This is a genomic window from Peribacillus muralis (assembly GCF_001439925.1).
GTDB classification, from domain to species: Bacteria; Bacillota; Bacilli; order Bacillales; family DSM-1321; genus Peribacillus; species Peribacillus muralis.
Map to the genome: position 1 here is coordinate 101454 of NZ_LMBV01000004.1, position 19803 is coordinate 121256.

At 33.2% G+C, this 19803-nt stretch carries 21 protein-coding genes and 1 pseudogene; 21 read left to right on the forward strand and 1 reads right to left on the reverse strand.

Annotated elements, in window-relative coordinates; translation table 11 throughout:
• The first annotated feature begins 308 nt into the window (after nucleotides 1-308).
• The 5 genes from ASU00_RS07050 (at nucleotide 309) to ASU00_RS07070 (ending at nucleotide 4452) form a co-directional block, all read left to right on the forward strand.
• Nucleotides 309-1787: a recombinase family protein gene (locus tag ASU00_RS07050; RefSeq protein ID WP_057912752.1), complete on the forward strand. Its 1479-nt coding sequence runs from the start codon at nucleotides 309-311 to the stop codon at nucleotides 1785-1787.
• 185 nt (nucleotides 1788-1972) lie between these two features.
• Nucleotides 1973-2863, forward strand: a complete 891-nt coding sequence (locus ASU00_RS26055; RefSeq protein WP_236712624.1) for a hypothetical protein — start codon at nucleotides 1973-1975, stop codon at nucleotides 2861-2863.
• 40 nt (nucleotides 2864-2903) lie between these two features.
• A complete protein-coding gene (locus tag ASU00_RS07060; protein ID WP_057912753.1) occupies nucleotides 2904-3383 on the forward strand; it encodes a hypothetical protein in 480 nt (159 codons plus the stop codon).
• Between the two features lie 110 nt (nucleotides 3384-3493).
• A complete protein-coding gene (locus ASU00_RS25665) occupies nucleotides 3494-3718 on the forward strand; it encodes a hypothetical protein (RefSeq protein WP_057912754.1) in 225 nt (74 codons plus the stop codon).
• Between the two features lie 194 nt (nucleotides 3719-3912).
• Nucleotides 3913-4452 carry a hypothetical protein gene (locus ASU00_RS07070; RefSeq protein WP_057912755.1) on the forward strand — a complete coding sequence of 180 codons (540 nt, stop codon included), beginning with the start codon at nucleotides 3913-3915 and terminating at the stop codon, nucleotides 4450-4452.
• A gap of 148 nt (nucleotides 4453-4600) precedes the next feature.
• Here ASU00_RS07070 and ASU00_RS07075 read toward each other — a convergent pair whose 3' ends face one another.
• A complete protein-coding gene (locus ASU00_RS07075) occupies nucleotides 4601-5512 on the reverse strand; it encodes a hypothetical protein (RefSeq protein ID WP_057912756.1) in 912 nt (303 codons plus the stop codon).
• A gap of 519 nt (nucleotides 5513-6031) precedes the next feature.
• On the opposite strand from ASU00_RS07075, the gene ASU00_RS25355 reads away from it, so the two are divergent.
• From ASU00_RS25355 to ASU00_RS07135, 16 genes and pseudogenes are all read left to right on the forward strand, one after another.
• Nucleotides 6032-6208, forward strand: a complete 177-nt coding sequence (locus tag ASU00_RS25355) for a hypothetical protein (protein WP_161809708.1) — start codon at nucleotides 6032-6034, stop codon at nucleotides 6206-6208.
• Nucleotides 6209-6278: 70 nt separating this feature from the next.
• On the forward strand, nucleotides 6279-6452 hold the full coding sequence (locus ASU00_RS25360; RefSeq protein ID WP_161809709.1) for a hypothetical protein: 174 nt from the start codon (nucleotides 6279-6281) through the stop codon (nucleotides 6450-6452).
• Nucleotides 6453-6546: 94 nt separating this feature from the next.
• Nucleotides 6547-7362, forward strand: a complete 816-nt coding sequence (locus ASU00_RS07080; RefSeq protein WP_057912757.1) for a hypothetical protein — start codon at nucleotides 6547-6549, stop codon at nucleotides 7360-7362.
• Nucleotides 7363-7812: 450 nt separating this feature from the next.
• Complete coding sequence (locus tag ASU00_RS07085; RefSeq protein ID WP_057912758.1) at nucleotides 7813-8001, forward strand: hypothetical protein; 189 nt, start codon at nucleotides 7813-7815, stop codon at nucleotides 7999-8001.
• A 5-nt stretch (nucleotides 8002-8006) separates the two neighbouring features.
• Nucleotides 8007-9656, forward strand: coding sequence for an HK97 family phage prohead protease (locus ASU00_RS07090; protein ID WP_057912759.1), 1650 nt, complete (start codon nucleotides 8007-8009; stop codon nucleotides 9654-9656).
• Between the two features lie 84 nt (nucleotides 9657-9740).
• A complete protein-coding gene (locus tag ASU00_RS07095) occupies nucleotides 9741-10097 on the forward strand; it encodes a hypothetical protein (RefSeq protein WP_057912760.1) in 357 nt (118 codons plus the stop codon).
• 20 nt (nucleotides 10098-10117) lie between these two features.
• Nucleotides 10118-10342 carry a hypothetical protein gene (locus ASU00_RS07100; protein WP_057912761.1) on the forward strand — a complete coding sequence of 75 codons (225 nt, stop codon included), beginning with the start codon at nucleotides 10118-10120 and terminating at the stop codon, nucleotides 10340-10342.
• A 136-nt stretch (nucleotides 10343-10478) separates the two neighbouring features.
• On the forward strand, nucleotides 10479-11015 hold the full coding sequence (locus ASU00_RS07105; protein WP_057912762.1) for a P27 family phage terminase small subunit: 537 nt from the start codon (nucleotides 10479-10481) through the stop codon (nucleotides 11013-11015).
• Between the two features lies 1 nt (nucleotide 11016).
• The gene (locus ASU00_RS07110; protein ID WP_057912763.1) at nucleotides 11017-11328 is read left to right on the forward strand and encodes a hypothetical protein; all 312 of its coding nucleotides are present in this window, start codon (nucleotides 11017-11019) and stop codon (nucleotides 11326-11328) included.
• 217 nt (nucleotides 11329-11545) lie between these two features.
• Nucleotides 11546-12370, forward strand: coding sequence for a hypothetical protein (locus ASU00_RS07115; protein ID WP_057912764.1), 825 nt, complete (start codon nucleotides 11546-11548; stop codon nucleotides 12368-12370).
• Complete coding sequence (locus ASU00_RS07120; RefSeq protein ID WP_057912765.1) at nucleotides 12330-14780, forward strand: DEAD/DEAH box helicase; 2451 nt, start codon at nucleotides 12330-12332, stop codon at nucleotides 14778-14780. Before ASU00_RS07115 ends, ASU00_RS07120 begins: the two co-directional genes overlap by 41 nt.
• A gap of 288 nt (nucleotides 14781-15068) precedes the next feature.
• Nucleotides 15069-15197: a hypothetical protein gene (locus tag ASU00_RS26645; RefSeq protein WP_257390582.1), complete on the forward strand. Its 129-nt coding sequence runs from the start codon at nucleotides 15069-15071 to the stop codon at nucleotides 15195-15197.
• A 95-nt stretch (nucleotides 15198-15292) separates the two neighbouring features.
• A pseudogene (locus tag ASU00_RS07125) lies at nucleotides 15293-15922 on the forward strand (hypothetical protein); the annotation flags it as partial.
• Nucleotides 15923-16054: 132 nt separating this feature from the next.
• Complete coding sequence (locus ASU00_RS24390) at nucleotides 16055-16225, forward strand: YozD family protein (protein ID WP_064505166.1); 171 nt, start codon at nucleotides 16055-16057, stop codon at nucleotides 16223-16225.
• A 240-nt stretch (nucleotides 16226-16465) separates the two neighbouring features.
• A complete protein-coding gene (gene deoD / locus ASU00_RS07130) occupies nucleotides 16466-17170 on the forward strand; it encodes a purine-nucleoside phosphorylase (RefSeq protein WP_057912766.1) in 705 nt (234 codons plus the stop codon).
• 255 nt (nucleotides 17171-17425) lie between these two features.
• Nucleotides 17426-18913, forward strand: a complete 1488-nt coding sequence (locus ASU00_RS07135) for a lmo1851 family serine protease (RefSeq protein ID WP_057912767.1) — start codon at nucleotides 17426-17428, stop codon at nucleotides 18911-18913.
• Nucleotides 18914-19803 lie beyond the last annotated feature (890 nt).

Consider the following 19803-nt stretch of genomic DNA (forward strand, 5'->3'; position numbering starts at 1 on the left):
TCAAGTGTCTTACTGGCTGAACCTGCCCTTGATAAAGGGTGGCAAGTTATTATTTAAATGAGCAAAGCGCCCGCTCTTTTCCATTAACCTCCCTGTTTGTTTGCGCATATAATTTACTAATCAAACGATAAGGACCATATTGGGGGATGTCTCTTATGGGCAAGAAAAAACAGCCGAAATTTAAATTAGGTGATACAGTCGTAATAACAATGTATGGGACAGTCGGGAAAATAACCGATGTAAAATTTTTTATTTACTGGCTAAATAATCGAATGATATACTAGTAGTACATAAAAAGGGGGATATTTATGCTTTCAGCTATTTATCTACGACTTTCGAGAGATGAAGAAAATCGAGGTGTCGAGGAAGTTCTATATTCTCACAGAACTGCTTTGGTTAAGTTGGCCGAAAAAAACAACTTACATTATGAGCTTTACGAAGAAGTCTCCTCTGGTATGGATACAGAAAGACCTCAACTCAATAAATTACTAGAAAACCTTCCTGACTATGATTACGTACTAGTTATGGATATTGACAGACTTACTCGTGACAATATTCATGCAGAACAAATTAAACGAATCTTCATTTTAAACGAAATCAAAATATTGACTCCATCTGGTGAGATTGACTTCAATAATGAGTCAAATGATTTATTATTTAGCTTTTCCAGTTTACTGGCGAATTATGAATGGAAACAAATTCGTAAACGTATGGGTAGAGGAAGATTGGCTGCGGCGGCTCAAGGGAAATGGGTGATGAGCAATAAAGTTCCTCTTGGGTATGACAAGAATGAGGAAAAGAAGCTTGTAGTCAGAGAAGATGAAGCACGTATAATCAGATTTATTTTTGAGAAAACCCTACAAGGATATTCTTCAAATCGCATTGCAAAAGAATTAGATGCATTAAAGTGGAGAAGTCGACAAGGAAAAATTTTAACTACTTCTCATATTGCAATACTTAGAAGGAACGATGTTTATTATGGCTGCGTATCCATGAAGAGGAGAGTTAATGGAAAAGTTGTTGATGAAGTATTTGTTGAAAATGCACATGAAGGCATCATTACGAAGCAAGAGTTTTTTGAAGCTCAAAAAGTAGTTGGAGAAAAAAATCGTGAGTTCAGACAAACAGGTATAGCAACTCGAAAACTGCATGGACTTATATACTGCAATTGTTGCGGAAGAAAAAGATATATTCAAAAAGATGGAAATGGCACTGATTTTCTAAAAACTTGCTCGTATAAAATCGACAATAACAAATGTGAAGATAGGGGTCACAAGTATCTTCCAATTGAAGAAGCAGTTATGAAGGCGGTTCAAAAATTAAGACCTGAGCTTGAGCAAACATTAGAACGACTAAAGGCAAGAGACACCTCAACTCTAGAGAAGAAGTTAATGGAACAAAAAGTCGACTTACAAAATTCTTTAAATAGGGTTAGTAAGAGGAGTAAGAACCTTGCAATAATGCGTTCTGATGGAGAAATTACAAAGCAAGAATTTGAAGAATTAAGAAATGAAGTTAATGAACAAATTCAGAATATCCAAAACCAAATTGAATTACTTAATATGCAACTTGAAAATCTATCTAATACTGATCAAGATCTAGAAAGATTAGAAAGAAATTTATTTACTCTCAACAATATAAATGATTTAGAAAATGCTGAAACCAATGCCTTTTTAAAAAAGATTATTAAAAAGATTAATTTTAGCAGCAACATGAGTAGTAATCATGACACAAAAGTAGAACGAGTTGAACCAACAATTACTATAGAATTTCATAAGAGAATTTAAAATTCGAGGGATATATTATCTCTCGTTTTTTTAGTGTTCGGAATATTCTGAAAATGATATAATTAAATAAGAGAGTGGTGTAAGATTAGGACCCTTCCCACTCCCTTAATACAAAACACAGAAGATAGACCTCTGCTATTATATTTTAGCATGTCTTTTTTAGCAGTGTCAAAGGGGAAGAAAACATGTCTATTATCAAAAGAAGAAAGACTTCCAACTATGCTCAAATTCACAATAATCCGTTACAGGGGGATTTAAAAGATTTAAGAGCTGTTGGACTATTATCTCATATCATGAGTTTGCCAGAAGATTGGACATTGTACAAAACTCAGCTCCAAGGTTTTTATTCACGAAAAAATGTTGATGCGGGATGGAAAGAACTAGCTGAGAAAAAATATGCTATCGGATTCAGTTGCTACAAAGATGGAAAGAAGAATTATTTTTACAATGTATCAGATGTACCATTTAATCAAGATGAGTTCGATGAATTCGTTATTGATCAGATAAAAGGACTTCAAAAGCAAGGATTTGTAATAAAAAGTTTAGATACAATGATTCACTCAAACCTTGTCATTACTGAAAAAATTACTGTTGTACTTTCGGTGCAACAGAGCGACTTTACTAAAGTACCTATAGTACAATACTCAGAGAACTGTACTGAGAGTACATATACAAATAAACAAGATAACAAAGAAATAAATACAAATAAAGATAATTACAATTGTAATTTCAAGAAACCTTTATCATCTGATAAATTTAGAGAATTATTAACTAATGAATCTAATAAGTTCTATACAAAGTTTTCATTAGGTAGATATTCAAAAAAACAATGGAATACCTTAATAGAAAAATTCGTTAATGACACAATTGAAAGTGAGCGTTACATAAATGTTCCAGAGGATAAGATTAAAGGCTTTGCTTACAAATGTCTCGAAAAAATTGCGAATCATAATGAGTACAAAAGATCTGAAGAGTTCGCTGATTATGAAAATGTGATGTACGAACTAACTAATAGTAATTCCTATAACAAAACCAATAAAAAAACCTCCAACTTCTTTAATTGGTTAGAGAACTGAGTTATAATGGTTTTAACAAATTTTGGAGGTTATAACTGATATGGACAATTCTTTTACTGTTGTTAGTGTGGCCGATATGTTGGGAGTAAGTTCATCTACTGTTAAAAAGTATTATTTACTTATGGAAGAAAAAAATTATCGTTTTAAGAGAAATCAAAAAGGAAAATTAACTTTTTCTTATGATGATGTAAATCTGTTTCGTAGGTTAATATTGTTGAAGAACGAACCTGGTATGTCAGTGAATAAAGCAGCAGTGCAACTAGTACAAGAATCAGGAGTAGCACAACAGCCTAAGTATGGTAAGATACATGAATCAGCTATAATTGAACGAGATCTATTATTTATACATCTTCTTAGAGATACAAAAAAAGAGCTCTTAGCTGCTATAAAAGAGGTAGACAGATTGAATGAAGAACGAATTGAAGAGTTTGAAGAGAATATTGAGCAGAGATTTAAAAGGGTTTATAAAAATTTAAAATCACTTAAAGATAAAGAAGGTTCTACTCTGATTAATCAATAGACCCTCAGAGGTCCTCAGTGGCTCTGTATTGTATCAGAATTAATTTTATATATATTTATATAGGTTGAGGATAGAATTCAATACAGAGTATTTTATAGGAGGTGCAATTCATGAAAGCAGAAGAAGTCTTAAAAATGATTGGTGAATTGGAAAATGGAGAACGTTGGAAATTATTGGATATGATGTATGATGAGTATTTTAACTCTAGAAAATGTTCAGAAGTAAAGAAGGAAGAACGACTCTCTAATCTTGAAAAAGATATTGAGTTCCTTTCTAGAAAAGTTGGAGTACATGATATGTACTTTAACCGAATTCATAAGGAAGAGGAGGAATAGTAATTACTCCACCTTTACGAACCGGTAGAAATGATAATCTGGATACATTCGAGTTCTGTATTAAGAATAAGTAAGATAATCATTCAAAGAAGATTTACAGAATGATTCAGATTGAATTATAAATATCCTTTAATATAATTAAATATAAAGATATAAAAAATCAATCTGGGCTAATCTAAGGAGTGGGGATAAATATGCCCAATCAATGGGACAGAAGACCGGTTCTACTTTACAAAAAGACTGAAAAGAGTGAGGAAGAAATTGCATTGTTTAGAAGTTTGAACGAAGCTATAAAATGGTCTAATTCAAATAACATTATGAGTATAGGATGGGCTAGAGAAAGCTTAGCGACTAATGCCTATCCTACTCCGAAACTCTCTTCTAGGAAATTTCCTTATACAAACCAGTATCGTTTTGAGTTCGCACCCCAGAAAGAGTATCCAGAGGAATTGTATACTATCCCATTAAGAGATATTAATTTTGGTCATTCTGAAAGCTACGATCCAAGTAACCACGCCGGAATCCCTTGCGAGCTTTATAAAAATAATCAGAAGTTAGGAACTTTTAGTTCCGTTGGAGAGGCCAAAATATTTTTAGAATGGAAAATTGGCGGAGCTTTGGGTTCAGGTCTTTATTCACTTATTAAGGGATGGATCCCTTCAGAATCAAGTCAGTTATATGGATACTCAATGAAGCGTTTAGACAGACAAACTAAAGTTTCTAAATCAAATTGAATGTTCGAGCTTAATGCTCTTATTAAACATAAAATCAATATTTTATATTAAATCAGCATTTTAATTTAAATAGACCACTTGATGTGGTCTAAGTTCTTTGTCTTCATCTTTAACTAGCTATTTAGTTTATAGCCTTTTCCTAAAAAGTTCACACTTGTAAATCTTCAAAACGAAGTTCTTTTCTATTCTTCCAATCACAAATAAGTCCGTCTATAAAATCCTCGCCTTGATATTTATCTGTTAATTTAAATCTTCCAGGAATTTCACCATAGAAACTAACATATGCAATTAGCATATTATCTCTTGATGAGATAATTACATAATGGGCTTTATCAGGAATGTTTTTAGCATATTCTCCAATTTCAGTTTCATACATAACTTTATCGTTCGGTAATACAAATTTCTTTACATCTTTTAATTCGATAATACTTTCACGAATTTCATCAAAAAACTCATTACTTATAAAATCTGTTCCTTTAAATAGAGTTAACGCATTAAAGGCAGTTTTTAAATATAAAAAATAAAACTTTGAAGCATCTGTATCAATTCTATCCTTATATTTTAAGATAACGTTATCTAATAGTTCCGGCTTGTTCAACTTGTTAGATTCTTGGAGTGGTTTATTTAGCATTGGTAACACAGTAAGCGCTACAAAGTCCATATTTAACTGTTTGTGAGATGTTGCAACATACCATTTCCCTTGATAATAACCAATATTGACAAAATGTTTATTATTTCTATATGGCATATAAAAAAATGGCATAATAACTTGTTTATAAAACCTTTTCTTACTTTTGAAAAAATGCATAAGCATTTTAGTTAAATTTTGAGGGAAATCATCAACAGACTTCTCACTTAAAGTGTTAGACATATAGTTTGTAGAAATCTTGTCACCGTCAAAATTAATAATTATTTGTGGGATAATGTAATGCATCCCTGTAAATATAAATCCTAACAGGAAATCTTCAGGACTTCCTTCTTCTTTTTTTAGCACTCGCACAATAGGATTTTTGATCTTTTTTACATTAAAGCTGCCTCTTTTACCCGGTCCATTATTCATCCTGTTAAAACCAATAAAGGAATTTCTTAAGGCCACTGTTTCAAGTTTACTAAACTTTTCATTTGCTTCATCTGATACCGAGCCTTTTTCAAGTGTTTGTATCCCACCTAAACCTGCTGGTATTACATGTTCTTCTTTATCAAAACGTAAATATTGATCTGATTTTTGATAATAAATACAGTATCCTATATAAATGCCCCCTTAAGTAAATATTTAGATAGTTCCCCTAATTAACTTCCTTATTTTAACACAATAAATTATGATCTAAGTCCGTTAATTCAAAGAATAAATAATAAAATTTTCATTTTATATATCTATAATCAACCCTCATACCTATACTCAGAAGCTCCAGATTGACCCGTGCTGGACTCTAATTATCTGACTAATGGATATATATTAATCTTCTTAAAAGTCCCCTAGAATTCATTCTAAAAAAGTTTCTCTGGGTGATTTACGTTTTGCGTGAGCAGGATATATTAGTTATATAAAATAAATCCAATTTATCGGAGGCTTACCAAGATGCAAACTAAAACCATTTCTTTCTCAATTCCAGAATTTTTATATGAAGAATTTTCTAACTACTGCAAATCGAAAGATTTAAATAAATCGGCGATATCACGAGGATTAATTTACTCGTATTTAAAAGACAAAATTCAAAATGCTTCATCACCTATTTTTCAAGTAATTGAAGAATGACCTTCCTACTATTGGAAGGTTTTTTTATTCCAGCAAAACATCCAAAACATCCAAAAGGAGAGATAATCAAATGTCTAAAAAACGTATATTCAAAAAAACACTTGCTCTGATGCTTTCTAAGAAGGGGCATAAAGTTTTACATATCGAATCCAATAAATTTCATCCAGATAAAATGGTCTATGTTTTCAAAGATACTTTTCAATTTCAAGAGGATCTTCATTTAATCAATAAAAACTGTCAATGAACACTTACCACAATAATATAAATATATGTTGGAACATTTACTTTGACAGTTTTTTTACCATCCTAAGAAGTGAAACAAGAAAGGACATCCTAATATGCTAGAATTAAAAACTTACACTGAAACAGAGCTTGCTGAATCTCTTAACATTAAAACGAATACTTTGCGCCGAACGTATAAAGACAACTTGAAAGAATACGTTCATAGCGACAGATATAAAGTTTCAAAAGGAATTTTTGCTTATGACATTATTGATTATAAAGAAGAACAATCATCAGAATTCATAAAGCTATGTGAAAAAATATCTGATTGCAAAGTTAGTTTTCCAAGAGAAAGTACTGCTGAAAAAATACTAAATGTTCTATTGAAAAGGAACTGTACAATTCTTGGATATGAAGATATTGGCTATGAGATTCCAGGAACTCTTGAAAGACACACGGTTGGAAGATACATTGGGTTATTCAGAAAGTACAAGTTTCTTCCTCCAGTCCTACCAAAAGAAAAACGAGTTTCTTTTAATACGGAGACTGCGGAGTTGTATTCTAAAGTGTTGGATCCAAATAAATATACTTATTATGTTGTTTCAATAGATGATGGATTTCGAGAAGAAATTGATCGGAATGAATATTTTGAAATGATAAAATTTGTTAATGATAAGTACTCGGAGTACTTAACCGATTTCTTACTCGTTCTTGAATCAGATAATTTTTTAAAAAGTGAAAAACTTAAAGCAATTGAAGAGTATAAGAAAGAAGCTAATAAAATTGCTTATAGTGATTGCAGAAAGCTTTATGGAGGAACTCCTAAAAAATCAATTTCTAAAGTTCCTACGAAAGAAGCTTATGAAGTTTTTTCATCTTACTTTGACTTGATTGAGGCAGCTAATGGCTGTCTTATTTTTTTAATCATTTAAATATAAATAGTACGTACAAAATACACTAGCAATATATATATACATTAGAGAGATAAAAACTTATCTGAGCTATATATATATATATATATATATTATAAGAGAGATAAGTTTACTTCTATTTTCTTATCCCTCATTCCTATGAAGTATTTACATTTCTTCGTTGAGTAGAACGTTTTTCAATTAAGGTTTTAATATTCATGAATTAAGTTGAATGTTTAGCTAGTTTCCTCTTTTTCGACTCCTTTTCTTGGAGGTTAGCTTTTCATTCAACACCTCCAATTTTAAATATAATAAGAGAGCAAGTCAGTTACTCCGATTATTGACTTCTTCTCTTATTAAATTTACTGAATTTCTCTATTTTATACGAAAAAGTCATACTTTTATGGCTTTTTTTTTGCGATTTTTTAAGTTTGCTTTCAAAGCAAAATATTAATTCGAAGGAGACATTTAATGTCGAAATTAAACTACGATGAAAATGATTATAGATGGGTTAAAAACGGACGAATATATACCTTAGAAAATTCAGAAGGAAAAGTTCTTCGTACAGCAGAAGACCGAACTTGTGATGGAAACTTTATCACAGATTCCATACTAGAAGATTTAGCTGCTGAATGTTTTGAGGAACTAGAAGGGGAGTAGAAAATATGAAAATGGAACTGCGTGTTCAGGATGTTGAGTTAGTTTCAGAGAATCAAGATGAAATGATTGTATCAGGCTATGTCAATAAAACGGAGCAACTTTCAGAAGTACTTGGTTCTAGTAAGAGGTTCAAAGAAAAAATACGACGAGGTGCCTTCCAAAGGGCTATTGCTAATAAGCAACGAGACATCGATTTCTTGCTTGAACATAAGTCAAATCAGATTTTGTCTAGTACGAGAAACGGAAGTCTTCATTTAGAAGAAGATTCTGTTGGTCTTAAAATGACAGCTAAGATTGCTAAGACAAGTTACGGAAAGGATTCGTATGAGCTTATAAAATCTGGAATTTTACGAAACATGAGTTTTGGGTTTAAAAATATTCGCGATTCATGGAAAAAGACTGCAGGAGATCTTTATGAACGTACTATCGAAGAACTTCTTTTATACGAAGTTTCGGTTGTGAAAGACCCTGCGTATAGCCAGTCTACTATTGCTGCGAGGTCAATAGAAATTATCGAAGACCCTGAAATCCGAGAAATTGAAGAAATTCAAGTTGAAGAACCAGAAGTTAAAGAAGTTCGAAAAGAACAAGACTTAGACCTTCAAATTCGAAAAACTCAAATTGAATTTGAAAAACAAAAAGCTAGTGTTTCTAGTGCTGAACGAATGTTTAAGTTGAGTGACAGTAATATTAGTAGGTCCTATCTTGAACGAACAAAGAAGGTATTAGAAGAAAAGAGAAATGAACTTTCAAAATTACAGGAGGAACAAAAAATGATAGAAGAATTAAAGGAAGAAATAAGAGAATTACAAAGTGTTGGGGCAGGCCAATCAACTATTTCGAAACAAGTCGCACCGATCACAGAGCTGTTAGAAAATACAAGCGATGTAGTAGCTAAAAGTCGTAAAATTAAGCTTGTTGGCCAAGAACTGAAACTTCCATACGAGACAGGATTATCGGATGCGGAATTTGTTCTTGATGGGGACCCTATTCCAGAAGTCAGCTTAAACTTAGCAGAAGCAACTAAGTTAAGTCCGAAGAGAATCGGTATCGCACAAAGATTCAGCAATGTTCTTTTAAATGAGGTTGGAGTTTTAGAGGAACATAGCAAGTCAAAATTAGTTAGTCGGGTTGGTAAAAAAATTGAAGAAGAAATTTTAGTTGGTGATGGAACATTAACTGGTTTGCACGGTATTGCTCCTGACGTATTAGTACCATCAGTAAATATTGCAATTGCTCCAACAGAATTATTACTTCGAGCTCTTTATTTAAAAGTTAATTCAGAATATCGCCCATTCTGCAAATGGTATATGTCTGAGCAATATTTTGAGAAAGTTGCAAAAATCATTGTTAACGGTGAATATATCGTTAAATCGAAAACAATTGATAATAAAGTTGTTGCAACTTTATGGGAACATGAAATTGAAGTAACTAATGCTATTGCTGCAGGAGATACAATCGGACAAGTTCCAATTATCTTTGCTGACATTGCAAACGCTTATACATTAGCGATTTCTAACGATGTTGTTGTTACAAAGCTTGGAAAAGATTCAATTGTAAGTGTTTCTGGTAACACTTTATTTATGGCTGAAATGTATTGTGATGGATCAGTTCATAACTACCAAGCTGTTGCTAAAGGAACAATTTCAGCATAATTGTTTATGCGAAATATTTCATAAACTGAGAGCTAGATTAATTTCTAGCTCTTTTTTTATTTTAATTGAAAGAAGGTAATAAGAATGGCAAAAAGACCAGGAACGAAATGTAAAGTCTACATCCATAAAGCAGGAACAAATATAGCATTAGCTGCCCAACGAAATGCTACCTTAAGTCATTCAGTAGAAGGCACTGATACAGAAGTATTCTCAATAGCCTGTAATAAAGCATTCATTACTGATGATGAGGCATATGCAACATTAAGAGAAGAATACGTTCAAGGAAATGAAGTTGATGTATATATCGACCTACTGTCTGGAGAGAAGCTCTTTAGTAACTGCACAATAACTACATTCGATAATGATATTCCATATGAAGAGTTAAGCACTTGGCTTATATCCCTACAGGGTTTAACAACTCAATTAGTAATAGTTAAGTAAGAGAGGATGGTATATATCAAATGAAAGAGAAACTAAATCATTTACAAATAGTACGGGGAATCATAGATGAAGATAAGTTTAGGTTTGCAGCTGCAACAATCTTAATTGATTACTACTTAGATGAGATAAAGAACAAAGGTAAGGATATGACACGAACGAACCTATTGGATAGAGTGAATCTATCCTTAAGATCAATGGGTAATGGAGAAGTCTCTTATGGATTCATTAGAAGATGGTTTGAATGAAAAATTTATGTAGGATGAGAAGTACCGCCTACCCTCCAGAACAAAAACAGTAATATACGTTTAATAACTGTGGGAGTGTAACTTTTAACGCCTGTACATTTTGAGAACTCCAGTGAAAATTAGAAAGGGTGATTGGATGAACATTAAACCGAGTCATTTAAAGAAAGATTCGAATCCATTTAGGCAGAAACAGAACAAACAACAGAAAGAAAAAATGAAAGAGCAATTCAAAGCAGTTGATTTATCTCCACCGAAACATTTTCAGCTTCGAAGCGAACTTGTCTATCAAATTCTACTTGCAAACCTTGAAAAACTTTCCCTAAACGTTCATTTGAAAGAAATAGATACGTATTCACTTGTATCTCTTTCTAATACGATTGATCTACTTTCAGAGATTGAAAGGGACCTTCAAGAGAACGGAACTACGACTATTGGAAAAGACAACACAGGTATGAAGAAAGTTATTGTAAGTCCTTTAGTAACAGTCAGAAATACGACTCAACGAGGATTAAGTCAGCAATTGAAAGACCTGCAATTAGACCCAGCATCAAGACAACTTCTTACAAGCTCAGTTCTTAATGATGTGAATATGTTCGAAATGGATTTCGATTCTATTGAAGAAGATGAAGACATTCAAAGCATAATTGCTAAAGCAGTTTCAGGAGGACGATAAAATGATTGAAGATTTGATTAGAATGCTAGAAGGAACAACTGAATCTGAACCGTTTAATAAGTCTAGAGAGTATCTTGAAAATACAAAGAGAAAAAAGTACAGTCCAGAACAAGCTATGAAAGTCATGCTGAAGGAACCAACTGTCTTTCTATCTCCAGTTATGTTTGTATTGTTCACTTCTGATACGAGACTCGACATAACTTTGAAAGACTATGCTGCGGTCATTATGAAACAAGCTAAGATGAAGAATAATCAGAAGCTATTTGAAGCAGCCAAAGTAGCATATGAAATCGGAAGAAAAGCAGCAATCTAAGAGCCTAATCGAGACTAAAAACTTGGTTAGGCTCTTATTTTTTTTTTGCTTGCTATTTAGCAGTAAAATAATTAATTAGAAAGTTTTCCAATATTAGTATATTTTTTGATACAATGGATGTATAAAATATTCAAAATCTAAAATGGAAAAAGAACTAAATCTCTTTTCTAAGTTTAATTAAGAAAAAATAGCTAATCTAAAAAGGAAGGTGACACATTTGTCAGAAACTCTATTTAGTAGTCAGATAAGGAGTATTAACAATATTGTTGAATTTCATTATATTAGCATTAAAGATTTTGATTCCAAGTTAGTCAAGTTTATAAATGAAAATTTTGTAAGTATTTGTCGAGGTCAAAAGAATAAAACCCCTTTAGAAATTATTAAAAAGACAGCGTATAATTTTTTTGTAGGAAAGGATGAAAGAACAAGAAACGGTGCCACTGCTGAATTTTTTATGCATTTATATTTAAGAAGCATTAACTTTAGGCAAGAGTGTATGTTTTTAAATATGGAGGAGACTTCTGTCAAAAAGGGATTTGACGGTTACTATTCTCGAGAAGATGAGGAATGGATATTAGACAGTAAATCCGGCAATGCAAGACATGAAAGCGTTTCTCATTCGGATAAAATAAAAGATGCATATACAAGTTTAAAGGATCAGTTGAATGGAGTAGCTAAAAACGATCCATGGCAAAACGCATACCAACATGCAAATTCTAAAGATGTCGATTCTACTGATACAATTCTATCAATATTACAGAGCTTTTCAAATGACTTCGTAACCAAAAAGTATCATACTCCGGAAAATTTTAATATAATGCCAGCTGCCACCGTGTTTTTAAATGGAGAATGGGAAGAGTACGATGTTGAAGAAATATATAAAAAGGTTATTAAAGGTATTTCAAAATTTAAATATAAAAAACTAATAATTTTATGTTGCACAAAAAGATCTCTGGATTTATTCATGAATTTCTTAGATGTTCCTAAAAGGGAGGATAATTATGGACAGCAAAGAAAAGATGCAGCTAACACGAGTAAATAAGATAAAGATGTTTAAAGATTGCATTGAAAAATTAACATTAGGTCATGAATTAAATAATGAAGAAAAAACCTATGTTCTATCTGTTGCAATTCTTTTCATCAAAAGTTATGAATCTGATAAAAGACATACATCATATTTAGAATTTGCATATTATATTATTTTAAAATATTCTACAACTTATCAAGATTATAGGCCACTTTATGATTTCGCAATCAACTTTGGATTCTTTCCAATAGCAAAAGCTATACATGAAAATGTATTAATACCTGAAATGAAGTTAGTAGATGAATTAGCAAGCTTGAAATTAGATGAGTATCATTACGATAACTATACTGAAACACTTGAGCAACATACGAAGAGACAAGGATTATTAAATCATGAAGGTCAAAATATTAGTTATATCGCTCCTACTTCCTATGGGAAAAGTTCGGTGATTATAGAGCATATAAAAAGTAACTTAAACCATAATAAGATAGGTATAATTGTACCCACAAAGTCTCTTTTGGCTCAAACTTATAAATTAGTGAGGACATCTGATTTAAATCGTAGAATAATTATACACGATGAGATGTATCGAGACGAAGAAAGTTTTGTTGGCGTATTAACTCAAGAAAGGGCCTTAAGATTGTTGGAAAATCATGATATAGGGTTTGATATACTCTATATTGATGAAGCACACAATTTATTTGAAAGAGATAGCAGGAGTATTTTACTTTCAAGACTTCTGAGGTTTAATGCCAAAAAAAATAAAAACCAAAAAGTAATTTATTTATCACCTCTCATAAATGATAGTAATAACCTTAGATTGGATTTTCAAAAAGAAATAGTTGAACAAAAAATAGAATTTAATATGAAGGAACCAGAGCTATATGAATATAGGGAAGATCAAAGAATATTCTTATATAACAGATTTGTAAATGAGTTTTATCCAGCTGGTGATATAGCGATAAACGGAAATGAACCTGGGTATATAACTTATATAAAGAAGAAAAAAGGTAATAAGAATTTTATTTATCATAAAGCACCCAGAAAAATTGAGGAATTTTCCAAAGAACTATCCCATAGTTTTCCAATTAAAAAAGTGAGTAGTGATACTGAGGATTTAATTAAGGAATTAGAGGAACTAGTACATAAAGATTTTTATATCACAAAGTTGTTGAAAAAAGGGATTATTTATTTACATGGAAGAATGCCAGAGATTATAAAGGAATACCTAGAGTACAAATTTAAAAAAAATACTGATTTAAATATAGTAATAGCCAACAAAGTTATTTTGGAAGGAATAAACTTGCCTATTGACACCCTATTTATAATGCATTCAAATGGTTTAAGAGAAAAAGAGGTTACAAACTTAATTGGTAGGGTTAATAGGTTAAATGAAATCTTCAGTGTCGATACAAATCAATTGGCTAAGCTGCTACCGTCAATCCATTTCCTTAATAGCAGATATAATAAGAAAAAAATTAAGATGGAGAATTTGATAAGAAAATTAAGAAGTAATATTTTCTCAGATGATATTAAAAACCCAATACTAGTTGAATACGATATTACCCAGATTGAAGATGAAAGGGTAAAAGAAAAAATACAAGAAATTAAAAATAACGAAGATTTAGTATTAAAAGATTCAACAGACGAAATTGAAAAAATAAAGAGGGTTTTTATAAGATCAGGTTTAGAAGAGTTGTGTTCATTAACCGATAATTATCTTACAAGAATAGCTCAAAGAATCAAAAAGTTAAAAGGTAATAATAAATGGAATGAATTAGATATTATCGACAAGGTTTACCACTTTTATATTTCCAAGTTTGTAAGAGATGACTTTTATGACTACGAAGTATATCGTTTGAAAAATGAGAAAGCAAGGAACTTCTACCGAGGACACCTTAGCGCCAGGAAAACAAATTCCTTAAAAGAGAATATAATTAGAACATATAACTATTTCAAAAGGCGAGTTAATGATGGCACAGCTAATTTATATATAGGGTTAAGCTATGGTGAATTTGCACTCCCTACCGAAACTTATCAAGATAAGAATAAAGAGGTCTATGTAGACCTATCCACAAAAGGTGATGCAGAGTTAATTAACTTGGCGATTATAAAATTAAAGCTAGAGGACGACTTTATTAGTTATAAATTAAATAGGCTAATAGTTGTATTGTTTGAATTAAATATGATTTCTGAAAAGGAATATAATAATGTGGTTTATGGAACTAATGATGAGAAAAAGATTAATTTGATTAAAACAGGATTATCATTTAGTTTGTTAGCAAGGTTGCAAAAAGATGGTCAATTAAAAAATATTAGCTTGGATGTAAATAATAATCTAGCAGTAAATGTAGAGTTTTTGGATTATATGAACAGTCTAAATGGTTTTTATCGTTATGAAATGGAGAAATACCTTACTTATTAATATAAAATATCAATTTTATTTTACATTTTGTCCTGCTAAGTTAAATTTTGTTTGTTTTACTTTCTTCTACTATTATAGAAGGAACTCAGAAAATGAGAAGAGAAGTTGAAGTAAGAAGAATACGGTAAGCATTAATAACTGGCATAGCCTAACTGGCTATGTCTTATTTCTTTTGAAATGAAATGGTTATTTTAAATTTTTTTTTTTTTTTTGATTTACACTTGACCCATCAATAGATACAAGCACCTCAGACAAAGAGTCTACATATCTTAATCTGAGGTGATCATCATGGAACTCAAAGTAACATTCATCAACGAACCTGATATCGAACTTATAGCTGAAGCACTAATTGAACTTTCTGATAGAACCTACAAGAAGAACTACAAAAAAGAACAACCACTAAAAAAAGCTGAGTAATTCCTCAAACGACCTGTATGCCATTTCGGTGCACAGGTTTTTTTCTTTTTTCTTTAAGTATCAATACTTCTTTAACCCAATAAATTAGAAATTTAACAGATATCAAATTTCTCGATGGTGCTTATGTGTATGAAGTGAACTATAGTGAAGGTCTTTATATCGAAAAAACGTTGCAATCGATAAATGAATATGAAGGTGAAATTCTTTATCCAAAGGAACAAATCGATATTGAATATAAATTTTTATTAGGCGACTTAGTCCAGGTAGATGGGTATGAACAGGATTATTTCAAGATTATCGGCTATCGAACGGAAATTTGGCGCTATAAGGAAAATGCCTGGGAAGATATCATCTATGAATTATCTAGAATCTCAGATGGTGAATGGCTTGAAGCGCATGAGGAAGAATTGACGTTAATAGCCGATGCTAAGCGTGCAGATGCGATTATTCAAAAATTAGGGCTGCTCCTTTCTAAAAAGAATAATGAGCTTGCTATCATTGCTAAACAAAACAACCCTGGTAAAGGTGAGCGAGATATGACAATGACAAAAAATGAAAAAAAGGAAATGATTGATGGGCTTTTGGATTTATATAATGATTACTGTAAGCTCTATGAGCATTTTGGCGATGATGAATATCGTCATATCATGAAAATCGCACTTGCTAAAATTGAAAAGGCGGCAGAGGAAATTTATCCAGATCATAAAAAGAAGCAAACGAAGTGAAGGCTTCGATACAAAATGGCATGGAATGTCCCAAAAAAAGCGGGCTTTTCCTTGTGAATGACCATTATGCCATCCCTAACTGGAATATTTGTCTCTAACCATTCATACACCTTTAATTAAGGGGGCGATGATTTGCGAGAAATTGAGGTTTTTATTGATACAGAAGAGATAGCGGAATTCTTTTTTCAAGAATTGATAAGACGGGGCTATCTTCCAACAGAAGCTGAAGTTGAAGATCTTGCTGACATCACATTCGAATATCTTCTTGAGAAATGCATAATTGATGAAGAAGTCGATGAATAGCCTGGTCATTAGAGGCTAAGAAGCTTCCTTTCCCTTAATTAAAAAAACATTTAAAAGACGGCGGACCTCCGCCGTTTTGTTTGCAGTGGATGAGTGGGATTCACATGCCTTGATAATGTTCGTAAGTCTCCTTAACTTTTCACGGGTTTGAATAAGGATCGATTTTCCTAACTTGTGGTTGATATGGTATAGTTGTTTTTGAATATCATTTCAACCACAAGTTTAGGAGGACATAGTTAAATGAGCGTACATATTGGTGCAAAAGAAAATGAAATTGCGGAAACGGTCTTACTTCCTGGAGACCCATTGCGTGCAAAATATATTGCTGAAACATTTTTAGAGGATGCCAAGCTTTACAATGAAGTACGAAACATGTTTGGATATACAGGTACTTATAAAGGAAAACGCATTTCTGTCCAAGGTACAGGTATGGGTGTCCCATCCATTTCAATCTATGTGAATGAATTGATGAATAGCTATAATGTCCAGAAGCTGATTCGTGTCGGGACTGCTGGGGCCATCCAAAAGGATGTAAAGGTCAGGGATGTAATCCTTGCAATGAGCGCATCAACCGACTCGCAAATGAACCGCATGACCTTCGGTGGAGTAGACTTTGCCCCGACTGCTGATTTCGATTTATTAAGAAAAGCTTATGACGCAGGTACGGCTAAAGGATTGCAATTGAAGGTCGGCAATGTATTTACTGCAGATCAGTTTTATAACGATAATAGTGAATTGGAAAAATGGGCAAAATACCAAATATTAGCGATAGAAATGGAGTCAGCTGCCTTATATACCCTTGCAGCTAAATTCGGGCGCCAAGCTTTATCGGTATTGACCATTTCCGATCACATTTTAACTGGTGAGGAAACGTCGTCAGAGGAGCGTCAGTCAACATTTAACGAAATGGTCGAGGTGGCCCTGGAAGCAGCTATACAAGACTGATAATTCGAAAATGATAATCTGGCGGGTAGCCAGGAATAAATGCTGCTGTATAAATGCAGGATCGGATATAATCCCATTTATTCGAGGGTATCCGCATTTTTCAATGTAACGAATAATCGGCTAAGAGGGCAGGTTTCTCCTATATTTGAGAGCGCTTAAAAAATATACATATATATAAATTGTTATTTTTGATAACTATTATTTTTCGATTAACATCAAAGCTGATAAAATGGAAACTAATCGTTAATATTTGTCATGAAGAATGAAAGTGGTGAAGCATCAGTGGAAGAAGAAAATCAGGAACAGCCCAAAGAGGCAGGGAAATTCATTAAAATAAAGAAGTTTACGTTCATTATGGGGATTTTCTTACTCATATTCCTAACCGCAGGGATTACGACAATAGCTTTGATCTTTGGAGATGATAAAGTAGATCCAACGGTACAGGATAAACATTCGCAATTCGAAAAACTGTTTTCTACATACGATACGATAAAGGATAATTACTACAAAGACATCGATGAAGACAAGCTGGTTGACGGTGCCATTAATGGCATGATTAAATCCCTGGATGATCCATACTCCGCTTATATGGATAAAAAGGAAGCATCGAGTTTTCATGAGAGCATTTCCTCATCCTTCGAAGGTATCGGTGCGGAGATACAAGAGCAGGATGGACACATAATGGTCGTCTCCCCGATAAAAGGATCTCCTGCAGAAAAAGCGGGGATAAAACCGAATGATATCGTCTTAAGTGTGGATGGAAAAAGCGTAAAAGGGCTAAGTTCTTCTGAAGCTGTCCTGAAGATCAGGGGCGAAAAAGGAACGAAAGTTAATTTAACCATCTCAAGAGCAGGTGAGACGGACCCGATTGATTTCACGATTAAACGTGACACGATTCCAATCGAAACTGTTTATGCCGAAATGCTTGACGATGGTGTCGCAAAAATTCAAGTGACCAGCTTTTCCGAACATACGGTGGAAGAGTTGAAAACGTCGCTTGAAGAAATGTCGAAGAAGGATATGAATGGTCTCGTTCTGGATTTACGAGGAAACCCAGGGGGACTGCTTGACCAAGCGATAGATATGGCAAGTCTGTTCATACCGAACGGGGAAGTGGTTCTTCAAGTTGAGAACCGCAATGGAAATAAAGAAGTGTATAAATCGAACAATGATGGTGCGTTGAAGAAGGTCCCGGTAGTTGTGTTAATCGATGATGGCAGTGCAAGTGCATCTGAAATCGTCGCGGCAGCTGTCCGTGAATCTGCCGACATTCCTTTGGTTGGGGTTAAATCGTTTGGTAAAGGAACTGTACAGACTGCCGAAGACTTCGATGATGGCTCTAACTTTAAATACACAGCAGCTAAATGGTTGACTCCTGAAGGCAATTGGATCCATAAAAAAGGGATCAAGCCTGATATTGAGGTGAAGCTTCCTGATTATGCCAGCCTTCCGTACATCTCGCCGGATAAGGAATTGAAAGAATCAGATTCCTCCAATGAAGTGAAAGCGGCAGAAAAGATGCTGAAGGAAGCAGGCCAAGATCCAGGCAAGATAGACGGATTCTTTGATGAAGAAACCACGAATGCAGTCAAAGCATTCCAAAGGGATCAAAAAATCAAAGAAACTGGGATCATTAAAGATGATACAACTGTGAAATTGATGGAGGCTATCCGAGATAAAATCCTGAAAAACGATACACAATTGAAAAAAGCGGTAGAGGTAGTAAAGAAAGAAATCAAGTAAACGTAAGAAGCCTGTCAGTAAATTGTATCCTTCAAAGGACATTTTAAAAAGAGACAACTTGAAAGAGATGCTGTCTGCATTTTGCAGGCGGCATCTTTTTTTTATTTTACAGTCTTGGATGTGCCTCCGGTTTTGGCGAACTGTACTTGGTCCGTTTCATTTCACTGCAGGTGCTTAGCTTTCCAGAGGGCGGTCCTTGAACCTCATCGGCTTTCAGCCTACGGGGTCTCAAGTAGACACGCATTTCCCTTAGGAGTCTCGCCGCCTTGCGTTCCATTCCACTTTGCGTGAAAACGAAGATGGAATCCTGATTGTCCCCAGTTTTGGAGTATATGCACTTTGCTCTGTCATTAAAAAACTAGACAGTTTTCTTTCAAATGCTTATTCCATTAAACCAGTTCACATAATTAAATAGTTCGTTCTTTAAGTCGGATACGAACGACTTGAAATGGTGTTTTTTTTACTAAGTTTGTCTTAATAATTTTACATGTTGGTTCCGCTATCGCATTCTCATAGGAGTAGCCTTTCATATTTAAAGAACGCTTAACTCTTCGTAATAATTCGTGCTTCTTGGAATCTTAAGGACGTTGCACGTTGCTGACCCGAGTATTTGTGAGCATTGTTACCCTTCACATTTATCAATCTTTATTCTACCTGCTTATTTATCTTCATTACCTAGGCTAACTCGACTTGATCAGGCGTTATTTGGTTTTTTTCTTTAAACGAATCTGCGTTGCGTTGTTGACTAAACCATTTCCCAGTATTGAGGAAGTCAGGTCGTATTCTCTGATAATGTCTTTCCGTAGCTTTCCATTTGTTCTTTGAATTCTTAAAAGAATGTCTACGCTCTCGTTTAGTCAATTTCCTTATTTCGTAGTTTTTGTTAAATA

Bases quoted from the DNA above. Each gene is read 5' to 3' on its own strand.
- ASU00_RS07050 (WP_057912752.1), top strand. From the start codon at position 309: ATGCTTTCAGCTATTTATCTACGACTTTCGAGAGATGAAGAAAATCGA.
- ASU00_RS26055 (WP_236712624.1), top strand. From the start codon at position 1,973: ATGTCTATTATCAAAAGAAGAAAGACTTCCAACTATGCTCAAATTCAC.
- ASU00_RS07060 (WP_057912753.1), top strand. From the start codon at position 2,904: ATGGACAATTCTTTTACTGTTGTTAGTGTGGCCGATATGTTGGGAGTA.
- ASU00_RS25665 (WP_057912754.1), top strand. From the start codon at position 3,494: ATGAAAGCAGAAGAAGTCTTAAAAATGATTGGTGAATTGGAAAATGGA.
- ASU00_RS07070 (WP_057912755.1), top strand. From the start codon at position 3,913: ATGCCCAATCAATGGGACAGAAGACCGGTTCTACTTTACAAAAAGACT.
- ASU00_RS07075 (WP_057912756.1), bottom strand. From the start codon at position 5,512: ATGAATAATGGACCGGGTAAAAGAGGCAGCTTTAATGTAAAAAAGATC.
- ASU00_RS25355 (WP_161809708.1), top strand. From the start codon at position 6,032: ATGCAAACTAAAACCATTTCTTTCTCAATTCCAGAATTTTTATATGAA.
- ASU00_RS25360 (WP_161809709.1), top strand. From the start codon at position 6,279: ATGTCTAAAAAACGTATATTCAAAAAAACACTTGCTCTGATGCTTTCT.
- ASU00_RS07080 (WP_057912757.1), top strand. From the start codon at position 6,547: ATGCTAGAATTAAAAACTTACACTGAAACAGAGCTTGCTGAATCTCTT.
- ASU00_RS07085 (WP_057912758.1), top strand. From the start codon at position 7,813: ATGTCGAAATTAAACTACGATGAAAATGATTATAGATGGGTTAAAAAC.
- ASU00_RS07090 (WP_057912759.1), top strand. From the start codon at position 8,007: ATGAAAATGGAACTGCGTGTTCAGGATGTTGAGTTAGTTTCAGAGAAT.
- ASU00_RS07095 (WP_057912760.1), top strand. From the start codon at position 9,741: ATGGCAAAAAGACCAGGAACGAAATGTAAAGTCTACATCCATAAAGCA.
- ASU00_RS07100 (WP_057912761.1), top strand. From the start codon at position 10,118: ATGAAAGAGAAACTAAATCATTTACAAATAGTACGGGGAATCATAGAT.
- ASU00_RS07105 (WP_057912762.1), top strand. From the start codon at position 10,479: ATGAACATTAAACCGAGTCATTTAAAGAAAGATTCGAATCCATTTAGG.
- ASU00_RS07110 (WP_057912763.1), top strand. From the start codon at position 11,017: ATGATTGAAGATTTGATTAGAATGCTAGAAGGAACAACTGAATCTGAA.
- ASU00_RS07120 (WP_057912765.1), top strand. From the start codon at position 12,330: ATGGACAGCAAAGAAAAGATGCAGCTAACACGAGTAAATAAGATAAAG.
- ASU00_RS26645 (WP_257390582.1), top strand. From the start codon at position 15,069: ATGGAACTCAAAGTAACATTCATCAACGAACCTGATATCGAACTTATA.
- deoD (WP_057912766.1), top strand. From the start codon at position 16,466: ATGAGCGTACATATTGGTGCAAAAGAAAATGAAATTGCGGAAACGGTC.
- ASU00_RS07135 (WP_057912767.1), top strand. From the start codon at position 17,426: ATGAAGAATGAAAGTGGTGAAGCATCAGTGGAAGAAGAAAATCAGGAA.